Below are 17,665 nucleotides of genomic sequence, written 5' to 3' on the forward strand. Positions count from 1 at the left end.
TAAATTGTTCTGATCTAATTGAATTACCTGTATTTTTGAAAAAATAAGATTATATGAAAAAACTTCTACCAATTATTCTACTATGCCTAACAACAGGCATATGTTTAGGACAGGACTTTAAGCCTTATTATTCGAATAACTTTAATTTTGGCGTATCTTATACCGCCGGGAGATTAAACGATAATTTCACGGCCGGATTTGATGATGACGACATAGATTTTTTAGGTTTGCAATTTGATTACATCGGCTTGTTTCATTTAACACCTAAAATAGGCGTTGGGGCTGGAACAGGCATGCGACACATGGTACATATTGGTAATGACTGGGAAAATGATGACGATTGGGATCTGATAAAAAACTATCTATCTATACCTGTATACGCACATGCAAAATTTCGTTTCATTGATAAGCGTGTGAGTCCGTTTTTGGCCACATCAATCGGCTACAATTTTAGAGTCGGAAGTAATAAGAGCACTGAATACTGGAATGGTTCCGAAATGGAAACAAGGTCGTCCATCTCGTCGGGATTACTTGCAAACGCGCAAGCAGGTGTGAACGTTCGCATAGGTCGGCGTATTAGAATCTCTGCTGGGCCGTATTTCGAATACCGGCAAGGAACATTGCGCAACGCGTACTGGTCCCAGTCTCACGATGGCAATCTTCAAGAAGGAGGGTATAGTTCTGGAGGAAGTACATCGGTGGATCTGCATATGTTGGAAGTTGGCGTAAAAGTTGGGCTGTCATTTTAATGTTTTACATTTTTTAACATATCATCCATTAATCCTTTCTCTTTACTATGCTGTCATAATAACAAAAGACAACCGAATCAATAAACAAAGAAAGGGGTTATATGAAGAGATTATTGTACGCAGCAATTTTGGTAGGATTTTTAGGCATAGCCAAGCCTGCCGAGGCACAAGTCAGTGTTAGCATCAATATTGGGGCGCAGCCGCTCTGGGGGCCAGTAGGATATGATTACGTACGTTATTATTACATGCCGGAGATTGATGTGTATTATGACGTGTCGCACAGACGATATACGTACTATCATGGAAACAGGTGGATCACCCGTTCATCTTTGCCCAATCGTTACAGGCACGTAGATATGTATCGAACGTACAAAGTTGTATTAAATCATGATCATCCATGGAGAAACCATAGACATGTTCGACGACAGTATAGCCGTTACGCACATAACCATTCGCAACGGATTATTCGAGATCACCGCAGACATGACCATTACGAACGCCATAATCGAGATCGTAGGCACGAATATAAAAGACATCACAAAAACCATGATCGTGGACATCGCGGACACCACCGCCGTCACGATGACTAAAATTAGGACGAGCTGCATAAATTATGCAGCTCTTTTTTTAGTGGGTGTCAGTAATTTACGACGTCCAATTCAAGTTGTGACGATTTGTTTTACATATATTTTACATTCATTTGCAGTTATGCCAGTTAATTTTTTTGCGTTTGCTCGTTTAATATTCTAATTTTGCATCAAATTCTGATAAGCGTAGATATAAACATGGTAAATGGGATCAAGACCCTATTCAACTTAGGGACAGTGGCGTATCTGTCAATTTCGTTGACATCCTGCCAGGGAGGGATGAATACCAGAGCGGCGAATGCGCCCCAGGACACGACTGAGTTTGCGGAGCGAGTGGAAGAAGTTAAGAATACGGATCCTGTAAGAAATGGAATGTTGACAAAGCGATGGCGAGATCCTATACATATTCCTACCGATACGTTGCATCCGATTAGCAAAGATTCAGTAAATAAACTGCTTAAGCTGGAGCGTAGACGTATCAAAGATTCGGTTCGCTTGGCATTAGATAAATTCCCGAAACATATTTACCTCACATTTGATGACGGCCCGCTGTTGGGAAGTGCTGCCATCGATTCGATATCCAAAGCTAAAAATATAAAAATCAACGTCTTTCTGGTCGGTAAACATGCGCATATGTCGAAAGGCCTGAAACGGGACTTCCAGCGGTATTATAACAACCCATTGGTAGAATGCTACAATCACAGTTATACGCATGCTAACAATAAATTCACGACATTTTATAGCAACCCGATCAGTGCTTTTGATGATTTCGAGAAAAATGAAGTCGACTTAAATTTGAAGCACAAAATTATTAGACTTCCCGGGCGTAATATATGGATCTATAATGATGTACGACGAATTGATTTGCAAAGTGGTGCGAGTACGGCAGATATGTTATATACCAACGGCTACCGTATTTTCGGATGGGATGTAGAATGGAAAATTCATGGTCTAACCGGAAAACCTATCCAATCCGTTAATGAAATTTATACTCGGCTGAAAAATTACATGAATAACAAATCGTCGATGGAACCAAATAATGTGGTTTTATTAATGCATGATGACATGTTTCAAAATAGAAAAGGACAGTATCTTTTGTCAACGCTCATTGACACTATTCAGGCAAATACGGATTATAAATTTGAGTTTATGCAGGATTATCCGTTCAGGTACTAAATCCATCAGCAGCAGATTCAATCATACATAAAGAAGCCATCATGAAACATGATGGCTTCTTTATGTATAGACCGCAAAGTAGGCGTATAACGAACCGTTATTACTCAACGACTACACCCATTTTGCTAAATTTATCAATACGTTCATTAACTAAAGTGTCAGCATTTTTTGCTCTAAGTTCCATCAAATCAGCTAATATACGTGCCTTTACATGTTCGGCCGTCGCTGCTGGATCTTGGTGCGCACCACCGACCGGTTCTTCGATAATACCGTCAATTAGTCCATTTTTAAGCATATCCTCTGCTGTAAGCTTTAAAGAATCGGCGGCCTTTTCTTTTTGATCCCAACTTCTGTAGAGAATAGATGAACATGATTCGGGTGAAATCACAGAGTACCAGGTGTTCTGCAACATGTATACACGATCGCCAACACCTATGCCCAATGCACCTCCTGATGCCCCTTCGCCTATGACGATGCAAATCACAGGAACTTTTAAAATTGACATCTCCAGCAGGTTGCGTGCGATGGCTTCTCCCTGCCCACGCTCTTCTGCTTCTAGTCCTGGATAAGCTCCCATCGTATCAATAAATGTAACGATAGGCTTGTTGAATTTCTCTGCCATCTTCATCAGGCGTAAGGCTTTGCGATAGCCCTCTGGATTGGCCATGCCGAAGTTTCTGAATTGACGCTCCTTCGTATTCTTTCCTTTTTGGTGGCCGATAACCATCACGGACTGGCCATTAATAGACGCCATGCCCCCCACAATAGCTTTATCATCCCGCACCGTTCTGTCTCCATGTAACTCAATAAACTCATCGCAGATCATCTCAATATAATCAAACGTCTGTGGACGATCAGGATGCCGAGACATCTGTACTTTCTGCCATCCCGTCATATTGGTATAGATTTCGACTTTCGTCTCTTCCAGTTTCGTTTCGAGTTCATTAATGGTTGCGCTCATGTCGACTTTTGTCTTTTCTTGAACTTGTAATACCTTTTCTATCTGGGTTTGCAAATCTGCAATAGGCTTTTCAAAATCAAATGTTGTTTGCATAATTATTTATGTATCTAGCACATTTCAGCTTGCTAAGTTAACTTATTTTTACATATTTTAAAATGTGCACCGACTATTACTTCATTAACACGTTTTAAATCAGCGATTTTAACATGGATTGATAGGGATAACTATCGTTAAAATGGGTTTATATTTTCGTGCTATACATCGGGCGTTGGCGGTGGGGTTGTAGCGTATCATGTAAAACGAACGATAGGATAAAAGCGCCCGATTAGTCAATGAGATGCAGATATTGCAAAAATTTAAGAAAAGTGATATTTTAGACCATTAATGGACACGGTGGAAAAGAAAAACCATGCAAATGTTTTGCAATTTATTCTCAAGCTAATAGCTTGGGTACTGCTTTATTTATCGTTTTGGCGTTTTGACGACTTTTATAAAACACACCACTTTTTAAATGATGTATCCAATGCGTTTAATTTATTTTTGACATCGAGCATTCTCTTTTCTATAGGACGATATATCGTGATCACTTTGTATAATAAGCGGCATGAGAACCGTTCTGTACGCGGTAATTTTGTGTTAGGTATCAGTCGGCTTACCGCCGTACTGAACACGTCCGTAGCGATCATTGCGATCATGCTAGCAATAGGTATCAATCCAAGGGAATTTGTGACCAGTATGACCATTGTAGCAATGGCCATTGCGGTCACGTTTCGCGAGTATATTACCAATATGATATCCGGACTTTTTATCATGTTTTCCGATCAGTTGTCTGTCGGAGATCGTGTGAAAATTGGCGAGTACAAAGGCCGGATCATCGACATCACCTTCTCGAGTTTGATTATCCAAGACGAAGAAGATGATATGGTCATGGTTCCTAATAACATGGTATTTACATCGCCGATGGTAAACCTTTCGGCGCATCGTTCGAGTTTGTTTTCTGTTCGATTCGAATTGCCTCTTCAGACAGCGGTCGAAATTGGTAAATTGGAAGACGCCATCCAAAAAACGCTCATTAATCATCCCTATTTGACAGGAGAAGATGACCTAAACCTTAAGGTTGTTGAAATAGGAAAGGATTACGTGAAGTATAAGATGGAAATGCATGCCACGAGCAGTAGCAGTAAACTGCACACACAATTGGAAAATGAGATTTTAAAAGAGGTATTAAAATTCAAGAGAGCTTACGATCTGGAAACGTAAATGTTATATTTTACGGATTTTAATCTGTTTAACAAAGTGATGCGATCCTTTTTCTAAAATTAGGTCTGCACGGTAACGGGTTGGAAGGATGTTTTCGTGGAGATTGGGACGATTAATTTCGTTCCAAATGTTGGTTGCCATAGCAACGCTTTCTTGTTTGTTCATATCTGCATAGCGATGAAAATAGGAGTCGGGATTTTGGAACGATGTGGCACGCAGCGATTCAAAACGATCCACATACCACTTCATAATGTCTGCTTCACGGGCATCTACGTAGATTGAATAATCGAAGTAATCAGAAACAAAGACATTATTAACTCGAGAAGAGTTAACCTGCAAGACGTTTATTCCTTCAACAATAAGGATATCTGGCTTCGTAACGACTTGTTGTTCTTCTTTGATGATGTCATATTCCAGATGTGAATACATAGGGACTTCTATTTTTTCGACACCGGATTTCATTGCGGATAAAAATCCGAGGAGTAGTTTGGTATCGTAGCTTTCCGGAAATCCCTTGCGGTTCAGTATGTTTCGATCTATCAATACGCTATTTGGATATAAGAAACCATCCGTCGTCACTAGATCGACTTTGGGTTTACCGGGGAGCATAGACAATACCTTCTGTAATACCCGAGCAGTCGTGCTTTTTCCTACGGCAACAGACCCCGCGATACCGATAATAAACGGAAGGCGTTGCGTGTTTTTTTGTAGAAAGCCATTCACTACACTGTGTGCCTCCTTCGTCCGTTCGATAAAGATATTAAGTAAATGCGCCAACGGGAAATAGACCTCTTCAATCTCAGTAATGTTCAGTGGTTCGTTGAGCGCATGTAGATTCTTCACATCGTCTTCTGTCAAATGATAAGAAAAATGCCCATTTAGGCCTTTCCATTCGGCCCGATCGAAGAGCTGAAACGGTGAATCGACCCCACTTTGATTACTTGAAGACATACGTTTATATTTTGAACGACGGCAAATATACTACCTTAATCAAAAAAGTAAGTGAAAAAATTACATCAAATTACTTTCAATAATGATCGGATTAATCAGTATTTTATGCACGGGACACTTATCCGCTATGGTCAACAAGCGTTTTCTCTGTGTCTCGTTCAGGTTCCCAATCAATTCGATATGACATTTGATAAAAGTAGTTTTTTGTAGTTCACCCTCTTGCGCTCCGATGGACATTCTTATACGCACCGCCTCAAGTTCCCAATTTTTTCGGTCGGCATACATCCGTACCGTTATTGCTTTACATGTACCAACTGACGACATAAGAAACTCTGTTGGTGAAGGTCCCAAGTCCGTTCCTCCTACATCGATGGGTTCGTCGGCTAAAATATTATGTTGTTCTACCTGGATTTCAGTTTTATAATGGTCTTTTCCAATTTTAACCGTGATATCTCTCGCCATATTAATCGTTAAAAAGCCCTTCAATAATTAAACTTCCCGTGGCTGGATTTGTTGCCAACGGAACGTTATATAAATCAGATATACGCATCAGCATTTGAATATCTGGCTCGTGTGCATGTTTCCCTAGCGGATCACGAAAGAAGATAATACCATCCACTTTACCTTCGGCCGCAAGAGCGGCAATCTGTGCGTCACCACCCATTGGTCCACTCAATTTCAGTTCCACTTCCAATCCTGTTTGTAGCACATAAGAACCGGTCGTTCCGGTTGCTACAATATTCGCATTCCGAAGATCTTCTAAATGATCTTTTACAAAGGCCACCATATCTGCCTTTTTTCCATCGTGTGCAATTAAAGCTATCGTTTTTTTCATCATAACCTACTAATGTATGATATCCTATTATCCAAAAAAGACATAGGCCAGCACAACCGCCGCTATAAGTCCGACGAAGTCGGCTATCAGTCCGCAAGTCAATGCATATCGTGTATTTTTAATTCCAACTGAACCAAAGTAAACCGCCAACACGTAGAATGTTGTTTCCGAAGATCCCTGAATAATACTCGCAAGTCTACCTTGGAAAGAATCTACGCCGTACGTTTGCATGACATCAACCATCAAGCCGCGTGCACCGCCGCCGCTTAATGTTTTCATCAATCCTACAGGAAGCGCGGGAACAAAGCGTGTATCCATTCCGAGTGAAGAAAATAGGTAGGCAACACCGTTGACAATATAATCCATACAACCTGTTGTACGAAAAGCAGAGATAGCAACTAGAATAGCAATTAGAAAAGGGATAATCATCACCGCGGTGGTGAATCCTTCTTTGGCTCCGTCGATAAACGCGTCATAAACGTTGATCTTTTTTATAGCGCCAAATGCAATAAAAAGGATGATGATCGAAAAGATTAGCAAGCCGCCAATTAAACCGGTTATTTTCTCAATCTGTTCTGGGGGTAATCCATGTAAACCAAAGTAGAGTATACACATCAATCCGATAAAGAAGCCTAAAAACATGAGGACGGGCAGCTTAAATAGATTTATTCCTTGGAAGATGGCGACTGCGATCATGCCCGAAACGAACGAAATAAAAGTACCGATCAGCGCCGGAATAAAAATGTCGGCTGGATTTGCCGCTCCGCTGGCTAAACGTAAAGCGATAACTGAAGTGGGGATTAGGGTAATGCCAGCTGTATTGAGTACCAAAAACATAATCTGGGCATTAGTGGCGATCTCCTTTTTTGTATTTAGCTCCTGAAGCTCCTTCATCGCTTTTAGCCCAACTGGAGTTGCCGCATTGTCTAATCCAAGCATATTGGCCGAAAAATTCATAATGACAGAGCCGTTTGCAGGATGGTTTTTTGGAACGCCGGGAAATAATTTGCTAAAGAAGGGATGTACACCTTTAGCAAATAATGAGATTATGCCAGCTTGCTCACCTACTTTCATGATGCCCAGCCAAAACGTCATGATTCCAACTAAACCCAAGGACAATTCCGCACCGGTTTTTGCACTATCAAAAAGACCGTTGACCAACAGCGGAAAAATCTCCGTGTCGCCAAAGAAAATCAATTTAGTCAGGGCCACAATAAAAGCGATAACAAAAAAAGCTATCCAAACGTAATTTAAAGCCATATTATTTCTTTACCTCGTAAATGTAAGATTAATGTGCCAAAACACACTTTTTCTTTTAATTTTTTAGGAAATTCCATACGGATCTGTCAGTTTTATTTTTTTTGTCTTGGATTACATCTGCCACAATTTGGTTTAAAAGTTCTTCGTTTTCACTCACTAACTTATCGCCGAGTGAAATTATTTTTTGGATGTTAGCGACAGAAGCGGCATCCATTGCCGGATCGATGGAAGACAGGTTATTAGGCTCTATACGAATGTAGTTATGACTTTTATTAACTGAACGGAAGAGTTGTTTCAAAAAATAATCGGAGCTTTCTGCCGAACTGCTGCTCATGATATCGACTAACGCCGGGCCAATGGAAATCGCCCGTTTTTTCTTAAAGTCTTCATAATTGTACGAAATTTTGGACAAGCCAGTTCCTAATGATAAAATCCAAATATCATTTATTTTGTAGGTGTTATAGCTCTTGATGACTTCCAATAGTGCTGATAGGGAAGGGTTGTGCGCGAAAACGCCCCCATCTACCAACGGATACCTGGTTTTTGCCACAGAAAAAATTTCTGCCACAGAAAAATAGGTAGGAGCTGCTGAGGTAGCGCGACATACATCTCGTATGAAAAAGTCACGAGAGTCGCCGTGAGAAATTGCTTTCTGCTGGCGGAAGAGGTGATTTTTTCGAAGTTCAATATTGTAAGCGGTGATTATGCATGGCTTTAATAGTTCGCTTAGTTTTCGATCGCCGAAATAATCCAACAACACTTTCTCTAAAACCTGATTGTCATAGAGTTCACTTAACAAGCCAAATTTACTCAAAAAACGTCGCCAACGTTTCGCTGCAAAAATCTCCGTGCCATGAGTGAGATAGATATCCAAAGCCTGTTTTGCCGTATACTTTTGTTTGGTTGGATCTTGATCGTCCGGACATAATAAAATAGAAAGTAGAATTCCTCCTGTACTTGTCCCCGCAAAGAAATCAAAGTAATCCGTTAGATGTGCATTGGGGGTCTCCGTGGCTTGTCGAATCTTTTCTTCCAGTGCAACTAAGATCATCCCTGGAACTATACCACGGATCCCACCGCCATCAATTGAAAGTATTCTCTTCATTGTTTTTTCGGTTGTAGATTGTCTAATGTAGGGAAAAAGCACGAAAATCCTCCTCTTTTTTAGATTTTGTACGTCGAAATAATAGGATAGCAAAGCCCAGTTATAAGTGGTGAAAAACGAAACAACAAGAAAAACAATACGTTGCTATTCCCCAGACGTAATCACCGATAGAAATTTGTAGAAAAAACTAGCGGTGTCATAATATTGTGCTATATTTGCAGACCCAAAGGAGAGGTGTCAGAGTGGTCGAATGAGCAGACCTGGAAAGTCTGTATACGGGATGACTGTATCGAGGGTTCGAATCCCTCTCTCTCCGCATAAAATACCTTTATCGGAAGATAAGGGTATTTTTTTTTGAACGTTCAGAACTCCAGCCAAAGGAGGTTTGAGTTGAACATGTGACGACTTTTATAACCTATATCTGCTACAACCTGAAACAAAAACGCGGATAGATCCCTCACAAAAAGACACAAAAACTTCACGTTATATTGATGTGTTCTTTACACGATTATGTTACCTTTACTCAGGTAATAACGTTATCCATTCATGTAAACCATGGAATAATGAAAAAGATCACACATATGCTAAAAAACATCGTGTTGCGCTTGTTCTTAGCACGTTTTACATCCTTTTATTCTCCTCTACGGTCACTTAAAAACTAGCTTGATTTCATTGGGATGTGCATTATTGTTTATTTGACCCTTTCCATACGTTTGTAGTAATCCAGGACATGTATGCTGCTGACTAAAACTGCGTTTGGTGATGATTTTATATGGGGAGTTTCCACAGCCGCTTATCAGATCGAAGGGGCACACCGGGAAGATGGTAAAGGGCCATCTATTTGGGACGAATTTGTTCAGCAAAAGAATCGCATATTTCAGAAGCATACAGGGGATATAGCTTGTGATTTCTATCACCGATACCTCGACGACCTGTTATTAATGCACCGTCTTCATATTAAAAATTATCGGTTTTCTATTGCATGGAGCCGGATTATGCCCCATGGAACAGGCGAAGTCAATCAAGCCGGAATTGATTTTTATAATCGGTTAATTGATCGGTCTCTGGAGCTCGGCATTACGCCTTGGATTACATTGTACCATTGGGATTTACCACACGCGCTGGAATGTAAAGGAGGATGGGTAAATAGAGATGTGACGGAATGGTTTGGTCAATATGTCTCTGTTTGTGTACAACATTTTGGAGATCGCGTGAAAAACTGGATGGTATTGAATGAACCAACCGTCTTCACGGCTGCCGGCTATTTCTTTGGCGTACATGCTCCCGGAAAAAAGGGACTGGATAACTTCTTGGCGGCAGCGCATCACGCAGCGCTTTCACAAGCGCTTGGCGGTAGGATCATTCGTTCCTTACAATCAGATAATAACATTGGGACAACATTTTCTTGTTCCCATATTGAGCCATATAGAGCTATTGAGCGGGATATTATTGCCGCCAAGAAAGCAGATCTGTTGCTAAACCGACTGTTTATCGAACCGCTTTTAGGAATGGGATACCCCACTGGAGAAATAAAAATTCTCCGTAAAATCGATAAATTTATGCGTGCAGATGATGAAAAAAAGTTGGCGTTTGACATGGATTTTATTGGCGTGCAAAATTATACTAGAGAAATGATACGCTATGCGCCTTTTGTACCATATTTAAATGCAAAAATCGTCACCGCTAAAAAAAGGAAAGTGGAAATGACTGCTATGAACTGGGAAGTTTATCCAGCATCGATATACCATATATTGAAGAAGTTTAGTGCATATTCCAATATTCCGCCTCTACTTATAACCGAAAATGGGGCTGCATTTCCGGACCAGGTGGATAACGGCATAGTGGATGATCCAAAACGTCTACGCTATCTTCAAGAAACGTTAATTCAGGTTTTGAAGGCTAAGCAGGAAGGAGTTCCGGTACACGGCTACTTCGTTTGGACTTTCTTGGACAACTTTGAATGGGCGGAAGGATATCATCCACGGTTTGGATTGGTGCATGTCGACTTTGAAACACAACAGCGGATCGTAAAGTCATCTGGAAAATGGTATGGTGAGTTCATTAAGTAGTGCAACACATACACAGGGCGGTTTGAATTTCCTCGTGTACTAAAAGCAACGCTCTAACGTATTCCACCTTCTCCCATAAATACCATACGGAAAGAAAGATGACTATATATTCGGCGTTACCATATAGGTTTGACTCACCTCTGTCAATGGCAATTGTTTGTCCGTTGACATTACCATTTTCGTCGGAGATTAGGAATCTAATAAGTCTGGCTACATCTATCTTTCAGTTGATCAAGTGCTCGTGTCAGATTCCGTTTAGGGTAAGTGATCTCCTCAATCTTCGGATCGCCTGGGTTTACCTGACGAAATGCTTCTGCCACCATAGGTGTTAAAATCGCTCTGGGCGCGACGGCATCAGTTAGTATACTGTCTTTTCCGTACCCGATCGCTACATTTTTGGTCAGGCCAGAAACGGCTTGTTTCGTGGCAACATAAGGCACCTGATTGTCCAACTCGCGAATACCGCCTACCGAAGCAGCATTTGTGATCCGGCCATATCCTTGCTCCTGGTATCAGTGGATTTACATAGCGCATACCATAATATACTTCCAACAAATTGATATCGACTACCTTCTTGAAAACGGTTAGATCGTATTCTGTTAGTGGTGCCTGTTTCCCTTCGATTCCGACGTTGTTATATAAACGTTCGATTCGACCAAACGTTGCTTTCGCTAGATCGATGTATGCTTTTACATCATTTTCATTCGAGACATCAGCCACATATGTTTCGACGTGAACATTTGGATATTGCACTTGGAGGTCCCGAACAACTTATTCGAGCTCTTCTTTGTTAGAATCGACTAAAAGTAGTTTTGCACCTTTTTCTGTCAATTCCTCCGCTGCCGCCTAACCAAGTCCCATCGCAGCGCCAGTATTAATAAATAGCTTGGTCGATCATATTTTTTGCAATTATGCATAGTTAAATTACTTTGCTAAACAAATTTAGCAAATATGCGGTAGAGTTGGGTTTTATGAATTTAGAGAGACTGAAAAATATCTTTTCGACTTTTGGATGAGATGAGCCAGCAGAAAATTATACCCTGATCAGTTGTTTTTCCAAGTAGCGCTTGAGCTCCCGTTCGATTTCTAACGCCTCAGACAAACATCAGGACGTATTTTACCTTTACATTCATTATTAAAGCGAGTGCATCCAGTCGGCATTTTCTTGGTATTCTAGTATAGGATCTGCACAATGATTACTATGGAGCTGTCCCACAAACGTTGATAGGTCCATATGTATATGCTGGCGGGTTATCTCTATTAATTGCGGATTAAAGCCTGTCTCGCCGAGGGAAATAACAAACTGGAAACAGACGACACGTGCAATCATCTTTCCTATAATAATTAGTTCACGTTGTTTTAAGATATCTGATAAGATAACCTGACCCAAAGTAGTGGCGAAAACAGGAGCCGCCGTCGCTGTCAACAGATCGGTCTGTAAGTATTGTAATAGTTTGGTTTCTTTTTTACGTTTCATGACTTTCGCGATAGATTCGGCAATCTGGGTATACAGCATTTCGTTAGATCCCTCAAAGATTTGAAACGGTCGGCTGTCTATTACGCTTCGGCCAGCAATGTGATCCAGGCGATAGCCTTTTGCTCCCGACAATTGTAGACTTGTCTGAGCTGCTTCTTGCATTAAGTCCGTGACGAACGCTTTTACGCTGTTTGCATCTATACCATGTCCCGACAGGTCGCGGTCAATAGAACTAACAGCTGCGCTGTAATAGCACATACCCGAACAAAGGGTAAAAGCGGCTTGGAGTCGGGACAATTGAAATTTTACGGCATCCAGTTCATGTAGTCTCAGGCCTGAAACACGACGATTTTTACAATGCTCGAGTGTTTCGTCAAGCAAACGTTTGATGAATCCCATACCCATACCCGGGAATTGCAAGCGGCTACGGTGCAGGGTGTCCAACATCAATTTAATTCCAGTGCTCTCCACAGCTAGTTTATGATCGTCTGGAACCTGGATGTCGAGATCGTTTATTCCGTAGGGAATGGCGTATAAACCTAAATTATTATAGCGCTCACGTACATGAATACGTTGATCTTCCACCCCGTTATCCGTTAGAAAAAAATCGATGTCGCGGCTTAGATCACCATTCCCATTTTTTCGACGTGCGGTAACAAGCCAATAGTCGGCGGCTCCAGTCAGCCCTTGCCAATGTTTCTGCCCTTGGATACGGTAGCCGTTTGCAGTTGGTTCATAGGCGGTCTGCATATTAAGAGCGTCGCTGCCGTAGGCTGGTTCTGTGATCATAAGCCCACCCATTGCCTGGCGTTCCAAGAAATTCGTGAAAACGCTTCCCTGTACGTTCGGTTGTCCATATTTTGCAAACGGCTCCAAAAACAGTGCGATATTTATTCCAAAAATGAGAGATAAAGATAGCGACTCAAAAGAAGCTGCTGAAAGCACGCCGAGACATTCCTTAACCAGAGCACCACGGCCGCCATGTATTTCCGGTATTGCTACGGATAACGGGTTCATGTGCATAATCTCATTCCAGAAGTCGGTAGGAAGTCCTCGTTCCAAACTCAAGGCGTTGTAGTCGTACTCCTCATTAAACAAGGAAGAAAGTCTCGCTCTAAACGAGGCGATATATGTATCAAAATCGGTATGTGCTATGGTATTTAACATAAAGAATGTGTAAAATGTGCCCGTCCGAAACGTACGGATTATTGAGTATGTAAGATTGTTCACCCTCAATTTGTCCTCTACGTGCAGATCGATTAAAACAAAATTAACAAGCAGAAGATGAAACTGATATTGTATTTTGTGCAATAACTAGGACAAAACGTGCATAAATAAATATGTTATTTTACACTTTCCCGATAAGCAGTCGGTGAAAGACCGACAATTTTTTTAAATATCCTGGAGAAATACGAAGCGTCCGCAAAATCGAGTTCATAAGCGATATCGGCGACGCTTTTTGTCGATTCTAACAATAAAAGTTGACTATGCATGATCAAGACTTCCAAAATAAGTTCTTTCGACGATTTTTTAAAAATCGAAGAGACACAACGGTTTAAGTAATTGTTCGAAACGGCCAATTTATCAGCGTAAAAATTAAGTTGCTTTTCTCTTAAGAAATTTTTATGTACCAGTTGCTTGAATGTCATGGCGATTTCTTGTCGCCGATCCAGCCGGTTATTCGACTCGGAGAGTTTAATAACTTTGAGCAAGGCTGATTTCAGTAAACTTTCGGAAAGTTCGCGGTAGGGACGGGGGGTGTACAATTCGTCATATAACAGGCGTATCAACTGGTGAAGGTCGTCACTGTCATGGGCGGATAAATTCAACAACGGCGAAATAGTAAAAATATGCAGAATTTCCTGCTCCCTAAAGAGCGACGTCATCGCCTTATCGTTGATCAAAATACAGTGGCCTTGTGCGGCTTTATCAACAGACGTAATAGCAGAAATATTACCATAATTGCTAATCAGTACAGCCGGAGCCTGAACTAGATAGACGTGCGGACCAATTTGGTGTTTGAAATAACCTTCTGTAATATGAACTAAAAGATTATAGCCAAATAAGATTGGTGGTATTGGAATTTTGAGATGAGGTGCGATTTCGCTGAGACGGAACACTTTAACAGGTGCATGTTTGTGTTTTAAATGCTCTAGGCTTCCAGACATGAACCGTTCTACAAATTCATCTGCATTTACTTGTTTTTCCATTGTAGGCGGCCTATAATACAACTATCCAACGCGTAAATTTAATCATCTTTTACTAGATTATTGATAGGCCGACGTTGTATCGTAAATATTTTTCCAAATGCTTTACATCATTTCTCATTTTTTTTTAAAAATATGTTTAAGCGGTACCCAGTTCAAACCGTGTACTTTTGTAGAAAAGTAATGTACCCATATCGCAGAAAAATTATCAGTAGAAATGTGTAGCGACATCATGTGTCCCGTTTGTTACACTGGAAAAGCCGTTTTGAGCAGGCCTAGACTAAATTTCTAACAAAGAAGCCTAATTGGAGCCGCAAAGCTATCAGCTAAATCCATATTTAAAGCAAATCAACAAGAAAGTTATTATACAAATCTAGTTAACCATACAAGTATTCCTCTTGAACAAGTTAGTCATGTGCGACAAAGTTTCAGAGATAGCAGCACGCGAAGCGTGCAATCTGACGTAGATCAGGCTGTCGTGGCTAATTCTTTTCATGCACATCAACTTGCGCATTTTGTAAAATCGTTCGGCAAGCAGGATGCGGTGGGTGACCATTTGTTTCAACGCATTTTACTGAAGATAAAAATATAGATGACACTGCTGTATTGTCCCATGTTGCTGACGAATAAGGCCTCGATGCCGCCGCCTTTCTCCATACACTTCATAACCATAGCTTGGAAGATCATGTATGTCTAGATGTATACGAGGCACAGCAGATCGGTGTTCGCGGTTTACTTATTTGTTTATGATCGAAAACATGCTGTATTCTCCCATAAGACATCAACGTGTTCTGGCAAACGATTGAAAAACCTTATTCCGAATGAAAGTCACAATCCGGTCTGTTAGTTGTCCTCAACGCCCCCCTTTGCAGCGTGTATAGAATAGAAAGTGCCCCGTATCGTTTATATTTGGGGCACTTTTAAATGTTAATGATGAAGCGTTAAATTGATCTCGCGATGAATGCGAAGATCATTCAAAAAATGCTCGTCGTGTGAAATGACTAACAAGGTACCTTGGTAACTGTTAATTGCGTCAGATAGCAATTCTATATTTTGAATATCAAGATTGTTTGTTGGCTCATCTAATATGATGACATCGGGAGCTTCGCTGGAAAGTGTTAAAACGCATAAGGCCAAACGCATACGTTCCCCTCCGCTTAACGTATTGCAAGGTTTGTTCCACGACGTTTTGTCGAAAAGAAAACGATCTAAGCGCGCTTTAACCTCGTGCTCCTGCAACCCTCTTTGGTTTGCTTGTTGAGCTCGTGTATATACATCGATGTCGGTATCATTTACCAAGGAATAGTCCTGATCAATATACAACGCTCGGCGGGCGAAGTTGGAAATAGTGCCGGACGTCGGCTCTAGTTGTTTAAGTAATAAGCGAACGAGTGTCGTTTTTCCTGCCCCGTTTTTACCTTTAAAGGTCAAACGTTCTCCGCTACGGATTTGTAACGAAATGCCTTCCGTCCACAGGTTGGTTTCAGCATGTCGATACTGAACATTCTGCAAATCGAAGAGGATTTTTCCATGGTGTAGTAACATGTCGGTGAAACCAAACTTCATTTTTTCTACAACGGACCGGTTATTTCGAAGCTCTGTCAGTTCTTGCGACAATCCGTTAATTTTTTCGGTATGCACATCTCGCATTTTAGACGTGCTCTGTTCGGCATTATTGCGCATAGTATTCATCATGATGCGCGCTACACCCGCTTTTTCCTGCTTTTTTTTACCTCGCGCATCCATCCGTTGCTGTCTTTCTAATGTGTCTCTTTCTTTATCTTTTGCTTTCCTTAACTCTTTTTCTCGATGTTGTATGGAAGATTCCAGCGCTTGGGCGGCTATACTTTTTTGATTGGCGTAAAAAGCGTAATTTCCGCCATAGACGGTCACGCCAGATGCATCAAGCTCATACATCGTAGGTAATAAGTTCAAAAGCATCCGGTCATGGCTGACAATGAGCAACGTTTGTTTGCTGTCTCGAATAAAATTGTAAAGCAATTGTCTGCTCGCTGCGTCCAAATGATTACTCGGTTCGTCTAATAAGACAAGGTCGGGTTCATGGATCTGTATGCCAGCTAGGAATACTTTTGTTTTCTGACCGCCACTTAGTGTAGACATAGGAGCAAACAAGTTGATTTCGGCCACATCCCAATAGCGCAGTGCTTGCAAGCTGCGTTCTTCCAATGTCCAATCATCATCTAGAATAAGTAGTTGCTCTTCGGTAGCTTCTCCTTTTAGTATCGTGTATAAAGCTTGCAATTTGGACGCAATCCCTAAGACTTCGGCTATGGAGCATGCATCGTACTGTCCAAAAACCTGAGGAGCATAATAGACAGAAGTAGAACGTTTGACCCGGCCAGCGTTCGGCAGGAGTTCTCCTGCAATTAATCGGAGGAGAGTCGATTTTCCTGATCCATTCTGACCAATTAGTCCAATTTTCTGACCGGATGAAATAGATAATGACAACGCGTGGAATAGACGGGTTTTATCCGGATGGTTATAGGTGATATTCTCTATAGTAAGCATGATTTCTCAAATTAGTAAAAACAAAAACGAAGATTAGGCCTCGCCGGACTTCCAGCAATTTTTTTGTTTATAAAAGAAATCGAATCTTACATATATTAAAATGTATTAATTGGAATATTTGGACAAAGATAAAAATTTCAAACGAAAAATAAAAAATCGGTAAGCGACATGTGCTTACCGATTGAACTCATCCACATAATTGGCGCTTCGTAAATACGATAATAGCCCTCTAAATCTGGTAGTTAAACGAATAAATGGAAACATAATAAAAAAAACATGAACAAAGAAGATGTAAATGACCTCCGTCTGGCTACAGCGGCGGCAAGAAAGGTTTAGCACCGAGAAAAAGACTTTTATACGGTAAGAGTGCTATGTAATAACGTAGAGGCGATGGATTTCCGCCTGCAGAATAGAAAGATACCGCTGCTAACCTTTACCGTGCATTGAAATAGCTCAATCCCATACACGCTTATCTGATTTGCGGAGATTCGTGGGGGGC

Annotated in this window: 16 protein-coding genes and 1 tRNA gene; 6 read left to right on the forward strand and 11 right to left on the reverse strand. The window is 41.0% G+C overall.

What is annotated here, in order from left to right:
* The first annotated feature begins 53 nt into the window (after positions 1-53).
* From ACFSR5_RS04295 to ACFSR5_RS04305, 3 genes are all read left to right on the forward strand, one after another.
* On the forward strand, positions 54-749 hold the full coding sequence (locus ACFSR5_RS04295) for a hypothetical protein (RefSeq protein WP_380901068.1): 696 nt from the start codon (positions 54-56) through the stop codon (positions 747-749).
* Positions 750-850: 101 nt separating this feature from the next.
* The gene (locus ACFSR5_RS04300) at positions 851-1,339 is read left to right on the forward strand and encodes a hypothetical protein (RefSeq protein WP_380901070.1); all 489 of its coding nucleotides are present in this window, start codon (positions 851-853) and stop codon (positions 1,337-1,339) included.
* A 195-nt stretch (positions 1,340-1,534) separates the two neighbouring features.
* The gene (locus ACFSR5_RS04305) at positions 1,535-2,512 is read left to right on the forward strand and encodes a polysaccharide deacetylase family protein (RefSeq protein ID WP_380901072.1); all 978 of its coding nucleotides are present in this window, start codon (positions 1,535-1,537) and stop codon (positions 2,510-2,512) included.
* A gap of 100 nt (positions 2,513-2,612) precedes the next feature.
* On the opposite strand, the gene ACFSR5_RS04310 is transcribed toward ACFSR5_RS04305, so the two are convergent.
* Positions 2,613-3,566, reverse strand: coding sequence for an acetyl-CoA carboxylase carboxyltransferase subunit alpha (locus tag ACFSR5_RS04310; RefSeq protein ID WP_380901074.1), 954 nt, complete (start codon positions 3,564-3,566; stop codon positions 2,613-2,615).
* Between the two features lie 300 nt (positions 3,567-3,866).
* Between ACFSR5_RS04310 and ACFSR5_RS04315 the strand changes: the two genes are divergently transcribed.
* On the forward strand, positions 3,867-4,733 hold the full coding sequence (locus tag ACFSR5_RS04315) for a mechanosensitive ion channel family protein (protein WP_380901076.1): 867 nt from the start codon (positions 3,867-3,869) through the stop codon (positions 4,731-4,733).
* Positions 4,734-4,736: 3 nt separating this feature from the next.
* Here ACFSR5_RS04315 and coaA read toward each other — a convergent pair whose 3' ends face one another.
* From coaA to ACFSR5_RS04340, 5 genes are read right to left on the reverse strand one after another with little or no spacing between them, the layout of a single operon-like run.
* Positions 4,737-5,684 (reverse strand): type I pantothenate kinase, encoded by a 948-nt coding sequence (coaA, locus tag ACFSR5_RS04320; protein WP_380901078.1) that lies wholly within the window; start codon positions 5,682-5,684, stop codon positions 4,737-4,739.
* 60 nt (positions 5,685-5,744) lie between these two features.
* Positions 5,745-6,146, reverse strand: a complete 402-nt coding sequence (locus ACFSR5_RS04325; protein ID WP_380901080.1) for an OsmC family protein — start codon at positions 6,144-6,146, stop codon at positions 5,745-5,747.
* A gap of 1 nt (position 6,147) precedes the next feature.
* Complete coding sequence (locus ACFSR5_RS04330; protein ID WP_380901082.1) at positions 6,148-6,522, reverse strand: methylglyoxal synthase; 375 nt, start codon at positions 6,520-6,522, stop codon at positions 6,148-6,150.
* A gap of 24 nt (positions 6,523-6,546) precedes the next feature.
* Entirely contained in the window at positions 6,547-7,779 is a 1,233-nt protein-coding gene (locus tag ACFSR5_RS04335) for a nucleoside recognition domain-containing protein (protein ID WP_380901084.1), read from the reverse strand.
* A 55-nt stretch (positions 7,780-7,834) separates the two neighbouring features.
* The gene (locus tag ACFSR5_RS04340; protein WP_380901086.1) at positions 7,835-8,884 is read right to left on the reverse strand and encodes a patatin-like phospholipase family protein; all 1,050 of its coding nucleotides are present in this window, start codon (positions 8,882-8,884) and stop codon (positions 7,835-7,837) included.
* Positions 8,885-9,112: 228 nt separating this feature from the next.
* Between ACFSR5_RS04340 and ACFSR5_RS04345 the strand changes: the two genes are divergently transcribed.
* Together ACFSR5_RS04345 and ACFSR5_RS04350 are read left to right on the forward strand one after the other, a co-directional pair.
* A tRNA-Ser gene (locus ACFSR5_RS04345) sits at positions 9,113-9,200 on the forward strand.
* Between the two features lie 418 nt (positions 9,201-9,618).
* Entirely contained in the window at positions 9,619-10,953 is a 1,335-nt protein-coding gene (locus tag ACFSR5_RS04350; RefSeq protein WP_380901088.1) for a GH1 family beta-glucosidase, read from the forward strand.
* 197 nt (positions 10,954-11,150) lie between these two features.
* Here ACFSR5_RS04350 and ACFSR5_RS04355 read toward each other — a convergent pair whose 3' ends face one another.
* The 5 genes from ACFSR5_RS04355 to ACFSR5_RS04375 all read right to left on the reverse strand — a co-directional run bounded on the left by ACFSR5_RS04355 (position 11,151) and on the right by ACFSR5_RS04375 (position 17,166).
* Complete coding sequence (locus tag ACFSR5_RS04355; RefSeq protein ID WP_380901090.1) at positions 11,151-11,405, reverse strand: SDR family NAD(P)-dependent oxidoreductase; 255 nt, start codon at positions 11,403-11,405, stop codon at positions 11,151-11,153.
* On the reverse strand, positions 11,308-11,706 hold the full coding sequence (locus ACFSR5_RS04360) for an SDR family oxidoreductase (RefSeq protein WP_380901092.1): 399 nt from the start codon (positions 11,704-11,706) through the stop codon (positions 11,308-11,310). Before ACFSR5_RS04360 ends, ACFSR5_RS04355 begins: the two co-directional genes overlap by 98 nt.
* Before the next feature lie 382 nt (positions 11,707-12,088).
* On the reverse strand, positions 12,089-13,597 hold the full coding sequence (locus ACFSR5_RS04365; protein WP_380901094.1) for an acyl-CoA dehydrogenase family protein: 1,509 nt from the start codon (positions 13,595-13,597) through the stop codon (positions 12,089-12,091).
* A gap of 176 nt (positions 13,598-13,773) precedes the next feature.
* On the reverse strand, positions 13,774-14,640 hold the full coding sequence (locus tag ACFSR5_RS04370; protein ID WP_380901096.1) for a helix-turn-helix domain-containing protein: 867 nt from the start codon (positions 14,638-14,640) through the stop codon (positions 13,774-13,776).
* Positions 14,641-15,564: 924 nt separating this feature from the next.
* Complete coding sequence (locus ACFSR5_RS04375) at positions 15,565-17,166, reverse strand: ABC-F family ATP-binding cassette domain-containing protein (RefSeq protein ID WP_380901098.1); 1,602 nt, start codon at positions 17,164-17,166, stop codon at positions 15,565-15,567.
* Between the last annotated feature and the right edge of the window lie 499 nt (positions 17,167-17,665).

Source organism: Sphingobacterium suaedae (genome assembly GCF_042684625.1).
GTDB lineage: Bacteria > Bacteroidota > Bacteroidia > Sphingobacteriales > Sphingobacteriaceae > Sphingobacterium > Sphingobacterium suaedae.

What these genes read in the sequence shown, in the direction of transcription:
- ACFSR5_RS04325 (WP_380901080.1), bottom strand. Translation starts at nt 6,146, where the DNA reads ATGGCGAGAGATATCACGGTTAAAATTGGAAAAGACCATTATAAAACT.
- ACFSR5_RS04370 (WP_380901096.1), bottom strand. Translation starts at nt 14,640, where the DNA reads ATGGAAAAACAAGTAAATGCAGATGAATTTGTAGAACGGTTCATGTCT.
- ACFSR5_RS04330 (WP_380901082.1), bottom strand. Translation starts at nt 6,522, where the DNA reads ATGATGAAAAAAACGATAGCTTTAATTGCACACGATGGAAAAAAGGCA.
- ACFSR5_RS04300 (WP_380901070.1), top strand. Translation starts at nt 851, where the DNA reads ATGAAGAGATTATTGTACGCAGCAATTTTGGTAGGATTTTTAGGCATA.
- ACFSR5_RS04350 (WP_380901088.1), top strand. Translation starts at nt 9,619, where the DNA reads ATGCTGCTGACTAAAACTGCGTTTGGTGATGATTTTATATGGGGAGTT.
- ACFSR5_RS04305 (WP_380901072.1), top strand. Translation starts at nt 1,535, where the DNA reads ATGGTAAATGGGATCAAGACCCTATTCAACTTAGGGACAGTGGCGTAT.
- coaA (WP_380901078.1), bottom strand. Translation starts at nt 5,684, where the DNA reads ATGTCTTCAAGTAATCAAAGTGGGGTCGATTCACCGTTTCAGCTCTTC.
- ACFSR5_RS04335 (WP_380901084.1), bottom strand. Translation starts at nt 7,779, where the DNA reads ATGGCTTTAAATTACGTTTGGATAGCTTTTTTTGTTATCGCTTTTATT.
- ACFSR5_RS04295 (WP_380901068.1), top strand. Translation starts at nt 54, where the DNA reads ATGAAAAAACTTCTACCAATTATTCTACTATGCCTAACAACAGGCATA.
- ACFSR5_RS04365 (WP_380901094.1), bottom strand. Translation starts at nt 13,597, where the DNA reads ATGTTAAATACCATAGCACATACCGATTTTGATACATATATCGCCTCG.
- ACFSR5_RS04310 (WP_380901074.1), bottom strand. Translation starts at nt 3,566, where the DNA reads ATGCAAACAACATTTGATTTTGAAAAGCCTATTGCAGATTTGCAAACC.
- ACFSR5_RS04375 (WP_380901098.1), bottom strand. Translation starts at nt 17,166, where the DNA reads ATGCTTACTATAGAGAATATCACCTATAACCATCCGGATAAAACCCGT.
- ACFSR5_RS04340 (WP_380901086.1), bottom strand. Translation starts at nt 8,884, where the DNA reads ATGAAGAGAATACTTTCAATTGATGGCGGTGGGATCCGTGGTATAGTT.